Genomic DNA, 4,966 nt, shown 5'->3' with positions numbered 1-4,966 from the left:
GTCCGTCGCGCCGGGCCCCGCGGCGTCCGCGGCCTCGCTCGGTGCGGCGTCCGCCGCCTCGTTGGTCGTGCCGTTCGGCGGCTCGGTCGTCACTGGTCGGCTCCCCCTGCGAGACGCGCGCCCTCGGTGAAGTGCGGACGCAGCTTGTTGTCCACCAGACTCAGGGCGCTGGCGATGGCCATGTGCATGTCGAGGTACTTGTAGGTGCCGAGGCGGCCGCCGAACAGGACGCCGTCCTCGGCCCGCGCGAGCTCCCGGTAGGCCAGCAGCCGGGCGCGGTCGGCCGGGGTGTTGACCGGGTAGTACGGCTCGTCTCCGCGTCCGGCGGACCGGGAGTGCTCGCGCATGATCACCGTCCGGTCGGACGGGTACCGGTCCCGCTCGGGGTGGAAGTGCCGGAACTCGTGGATGCGGGTGTACGGCACGTCCTCGTCGGCGTAGTTCATGACCGGGGTGCCCTGGAAGTCGCCGGTCGGCAGCACCTCGGTCTCGAAGTCGAGCGTGCGCCAGCCGAGGTCGCCCTCGGCGTACCCGAAGTAGCGGTCGAGCGGACCGGTGTAGACGACCGGAACGTTCCCGGCCGCGTCGTCGCGCAGGCCGTCGAGGAAGTCGGTGCCGAGCCGGACCTCGATGTTCGGATGGTCGGCCATGCGCTCGAGCCAGGCGGTGTAGCCGTCCACCGGAAGGCCCTCGTAGCGGTCGGCGAAGTACCGGTTGTCGAAGGTGTACCGGACCGGCAGCCGGGTGATGATCTCGGCGGGGAGCTCACGCGGGTCGGTCTGCCACTGCTTGGCCGTGTAGCCGCGGATGAACGCCTCGTACAGCGGCCGTCCGATCAGCGAGACCGCCTTCTCCTCGAGGTTGGCGGGAGCGGTGATCTCGGCGGCCTGGGCGGCGATCAGCGCGCGCGCCTCGTCCGGCGAGAAGGCGCGGCCGAAGAACTCGCAGATCGTGCCGAGGTTGATCGGCATCTGGTAGACCCGGCCCTTGTACGTGGTGTACACGCGGTGCCGGTAGTCGGTGAAGCGGGTGAACCGGTGCGCGTAGTCCCACACCCGTTCGTTGGAGGTGTGGAACAGGTGCGCGCCGTACCGGTGGACCTCGATGCCGGTCTCGGGGTCGTCCTCGCTGTAGGCGTTGCCGCCGACGTGGTCGCGGCGCTCGACGACGAGGACGCGCAGGCCGAGGTCGGTCGCGCAGCGTTCGGCGACCGTGAGGCCGAAGAATCCGGAACCGGCGACGACGAGATCGGTGTTCACTGGGGAGTGGTCCGTCTCTGCGGGAACGGGCGGGTAAGGGTCGGGAGGCGCGGAGCCGGTCGGGTCGGGGCCGGGTCAGGGCTCCCGACCCGGATACTGGTCAAAGAGGGACAGATGCGGAGCTAAGATACCCGCGGTTCGGTCGACACAGGTGCAAACTCGCGAGGATCACGGTGGTCAGCCCTCCTGACGGCGGCGCGTCGGCGCCCGCCCGGCCCGCGGTCTACCTGCATGTGGGCGCGGCCAAGAGCGGGACGACCTATCTCCAGGGCGTCCTCTGGCACAACCGCGAGGTGCTGCGGCGGCACGGGATCCTGTACCCGGGACGCGACTTCCCCGCTCATGTGCGCGCCGCTTTCGACCTTCGCAAGACGTTCTTCGCGGGCGCGTCCGACCCGGAGGTCCACGGCGCCTGGACCGAGCTGGTGGAGGAGGTCCGCGCCTGGCCCGGCGTCTCGGTCATCTCCCAGGAGCTGTTCGCGCCGGCCGCCCCGCGCCGCGTCCGGCGGGCGCTCGCCGATCTGGACTTCGCCGACGTGCACGTCGTGTTCACCGTGCGCGACCTGGCGCGGCAGATACCGGCGCACTGGCAGGAGGACGTCAAGAACCGGTTCACGACCGGGTTCGGCGAGTTCGTCGACGCCATCTCCCGGCCGGACTGGGACTCGTTCGACGTCGCCCGGCTCTTCTGGGGGCTGCAGGACCCGGTGGCCGTCCTCGGCCGCTGGGCGGCCGACCTCCCGCCCGAGCGCGTCCACGTGGTGACCCTGCCCCGGCCGGGCGCACCGCACGACCTGCTGTGGCGCCGGTTCAGCGAGGCGGTGGGCATCCCGGCGGACGCCTGCGACCTGTCGGCCGTGTTCGCCAACCCGTCCCTGGGACTCGCCGAGACGCAGTTCCTGCGGCTGCTCAACCTGGCCGTCGAGGAGCGGGTGGACTGGCACCTCTACAACGACGAGGTCAAGCTCCGGCTCGCGCAGCAGGTGCTGACGCAGCGGCCGTCCGGCCGGATCGGACTGCCGGTCGAGCACATGCCGTGGGCGGTCGAGCGGTCCATCCAGGCGGTCGAGGGACTGCGGGCCGCCGGATACCGCGTGGTCGGCGACCTCTACGAGCTGATCCCGACCTACGCCGGGACGGTGCGCGACGCGTCCGGCGGGCATCCCGACCGGGAGCGCTGGGCCGAGATCGCCGACGCCGCCGCCGACGCCGTCGGGGCCGTCCTGCACCGGCTGCGCGAGGAGGAGCGGCTCCTCGCCGGGCTCCCCGACGGCCTCCTCGGCGCGGCCGAGCAGCTGGACGAGCTGGCCGCCGAGACCAGTCGGCTGGACGACGAGGTCCGCCGACTGATCGCGGACGCCGCTCCCCTCCCCGAGCGGGCGGCCCGCGCCGTGAAGGCGAATCCGGCCGTCCGCCGCGCCTACCATCGGCTCCGCCCGCCGCCATCCGACGATCCCGGGAAGTCCGACGCACCCGGAGCCCCCGGTGGGTCCGGAACGACCGGTGCCTCGGAGGGTCGGGGCGATGCCGTTTCCTCCTCCCAGTCCACTCCCCCGACCGAACCGAGGTGACCGCACCGATGCCCGACCGATCCGACAGGTCCGTGTTCCTGCACGTCGGCGCGCCCGCGGCCGGGGCCGGCTTCCTCCAGCGCGCGCTGTGGGCGAACCGGAACCGGCTGGGCGCGGCCGGAGTGTCGTACCCGGTGTCCGGGCCGCGTGAGCACTTCGGCGCGGTCATGGACCTGCGGGAGATGTCCTGGGGCGGCCGCCGCGACCCGGCCTGGGAGGGAGCCTGGGACCGGATCGCCGCCCGCGCCCGCGCGTTCGACGGCGGAACCGTCGTGTTCTCCCAGGAACTGCTGGGCGGCGCGTCCGAGGAGCAGGCGAAGCGCGCGGTCGCGTCGTTCGAGCCCGCCGGCGTGCACGTGGTCTTCGTGACCCGCGATCTCGGCTCGCAGCTCGTGCTCGACTGGCAGGAGCAGCTCCGGCACGCGCACAGCATCCCCTTCAGCCGGTTCGTGGACGACCTGGTCGAGCTCGGCGCCGACGCGCCCGAGCCGTACGGGCCGATGTTCTGGGGCCTGCACGACCCGCTGCGGGTCCTCGGGACATGGGAGCGGGTCGTCCCCCGCGAGAACATCCACGTCATCACGCTGCCCGCCGCGGAGTCCGGTCCTGGCGTCCTGTGGAAGCGGTACTGCGAGGTCATCGGCATCGACCCCCGGGCCTGCGACCTCGGCGGCATCGAGGACGTCGCGCCGCTGCCCGCGGCCGGGGCCGAGCTGCTGCGGCGGCTGAACGTCCGGATCGGACCGGCGCTCGGCGGCGACTACGAATGGGCCGTCCGCGAGCACCTGGAAGCGGGCCTCGGCCCCGGCGACACGCCCATGGGACTGCCCGCGCGGCACCACGCCTGGGCCGTCGCCCGAACGAACCAGCTGGTCACCGCGCTGCGGGCGGGCGGGTACCGGATCGTCGGTGACCTGGCGGAGCTGACCGTCCCGGCTCCTGCGGCGGACGCGCTCCAGCCGGACGACGTGCCGGACGAAGTGATCGCCGCCGCGTCCGTGGAGGTCGTGGCGACCCTCCTGGAACGGCTGGCCGACGCCCGGCAGCGGGTCGGCCTCGCGCATCTGCGCGGCCGCCTCGCCGACGTCCGCGACAGCCTGGACCGCCTGGTCGAGACCGCCGCGGCACCGAGCACCGGCCTCCAGCGCGCCGCCCGCCGCGCGACCGCCGCGAAGCGTGTGAGATGACCGAAGGAATCCCGGACGCACCGCGGGCGGACGCGCATGTGACGGCCGTCGTCGTCACCTATGACCGCCGGGACCTGCTCGTCGAGGCCCTGGAGGCGCTGCGTGCCCAGACCCGGCGGCCCGACCGCGTGGTCGTGGTGAACAACGCCTCGCCGGACGACTCGTCCGAGCTGGTCCGCGAGCGGTATCCCGAGGCCGAGCTGGTGGAGCTGCGCCGCAACATCGGCGGCGCCGGCGGGTTCGGCGCGGGCATCGCGCACGCCCTCGCGGGCCCGGACGGGCCCGGCCTGCTGTGGCTGCTGGACGACGACACCGTTCCCGAACCGTCCGCGCTGGAGGCGCTGCTCGACGCGCGCGAGGCCGCGACCGGCCCGGACGGCCCGCCGGTCCTGCTGGCCAGCCGCGTCGTCTGGACGGACGGACGCGACCACCCCATGAACACGCCGCGTCCCAAGCCGCTGGCGTCCGCCGCGGAGCGGGCCCGGGCGGAGGCCGCGGGCTGCGTCCCGATCCGGTCGGCCTCGTTCGTCTCCGTCCTGGTGGACGCGGCGACCGTGCGGGAGCGCGGCCTGCCGGTCGCGGACTACTTCCTCTGGAACGACGACTTCGAGTTCACGACCCGGATGCTGCGCGGACGGCGCGGCCTGCTCTGCCCGCGGAGCGTCGTCGTGCACAAGACCCGAGTGTTCGGGGGCGCCGAGACCGACCCCGGCGAACGGTTCTACCTGGAGGTCCGCAACAAGCTCTGGCTGTTCACCCGCAGCTCCGGGCTCGGCCCGCTGGAGCGCGTCCTGTACGCCGGGTCCACGCTTCGCCGCTGGTCGCGGACGTTCGCCTCGTCCGGCGACCGGGCGGCGCTCCGGTCCGCGCCGGGCTGGCCACCGGCACCGCGGCCAGGGCGTGGCGCCGGGACAGCCGGGGGGACGCCTGGCGGGGCGTCTGTGGGGAC

At 73.6% G+C, this 4,966-nt stretch carries 4 protein-coding genes; 3 read left to right on the top strand and 1 reads right to left on the bottom strand.

From position 1 onward, the window contains the following. Positions 1 to 89: 89 nt before the first annotated feature. Positions 90 to 1,259 carry a UDP-galactopyranose mutase gene (gene glf, locus AB0J52_RS27185; RefSeq protein ID WP_500185162.1) on the bottom strand — a complete coding sequence of 390 codons (1,170 nt, stop codon included), beginning with the start codon at positions 1,257 to 1,259 and terminating at the stop codon, positions 90 to 92. 173 nt (positions 1,260 to 1,432) lie between these two features. On the opposite strand from glf, the gene AB0J52_RS27180 reads away from it, so the two are divergent. The 3 genes from AB0J52_RS27180 to AB0J52_RS27170 all read left to right on the top strand — a co-directional run. Continuing rightward, positions 1,433 to 2,830 (top strand): hypothetical protein, encoded by a 1,398-nt coding sequence (locus tag AB0J52_RS27180; protein ID WP_500185161.1) that lies wholly within the window; start codon positions 1,433 to 1,435, stop codon positions 2,828 to 2,830. 8 nt (positions 2,831 to 2,838) lie between these two features. Further along, positions 2,839 to 4,017 (top strand): hypothetical protein, encoded by a 1,179-nt coding sequence (locus AB0J52_RS27175; protein ID WP_500185160.1) that lies wholly within the window; start codon positions 2,839 to 2,841, stop codon positions 4,015 to 4,017. Further along, positions 4,014 to 4,966 (top strand): glycosyltransferase (locus AB0J52_RS27170; RefSeq protein WP_500185159.1); only part of this gene is annotated, 953 nt, incomplete at its 3' end. The genes AB0J52_RS27175 and AB0J52_RS27170, both read left to right, overlap by 4 nt.

The sequence above is a fragment of the Spirillospora sp. NPDC049652 genome (genome assembly GCF_040675125.1).
Lineage (GTDB): Bacteria > Actinomycetota > Actinomycetes > Streptosporangiales > Streptosporangiaceae > Spirillospora.
This window is presented reverse-complemented; position numbering and strand designations above follow the sequence as displayed.

Bases quoted from the DNA above. Each gene is read 5' to 3' on its own strand.
- AB0J52_RS27175 (WP_500185160.1), top strand. From the start codon at position 2,839: ATGCCCGACCGATCCGACAGGTCCGTGTTCCTGCACGTCGGCGCGCCC.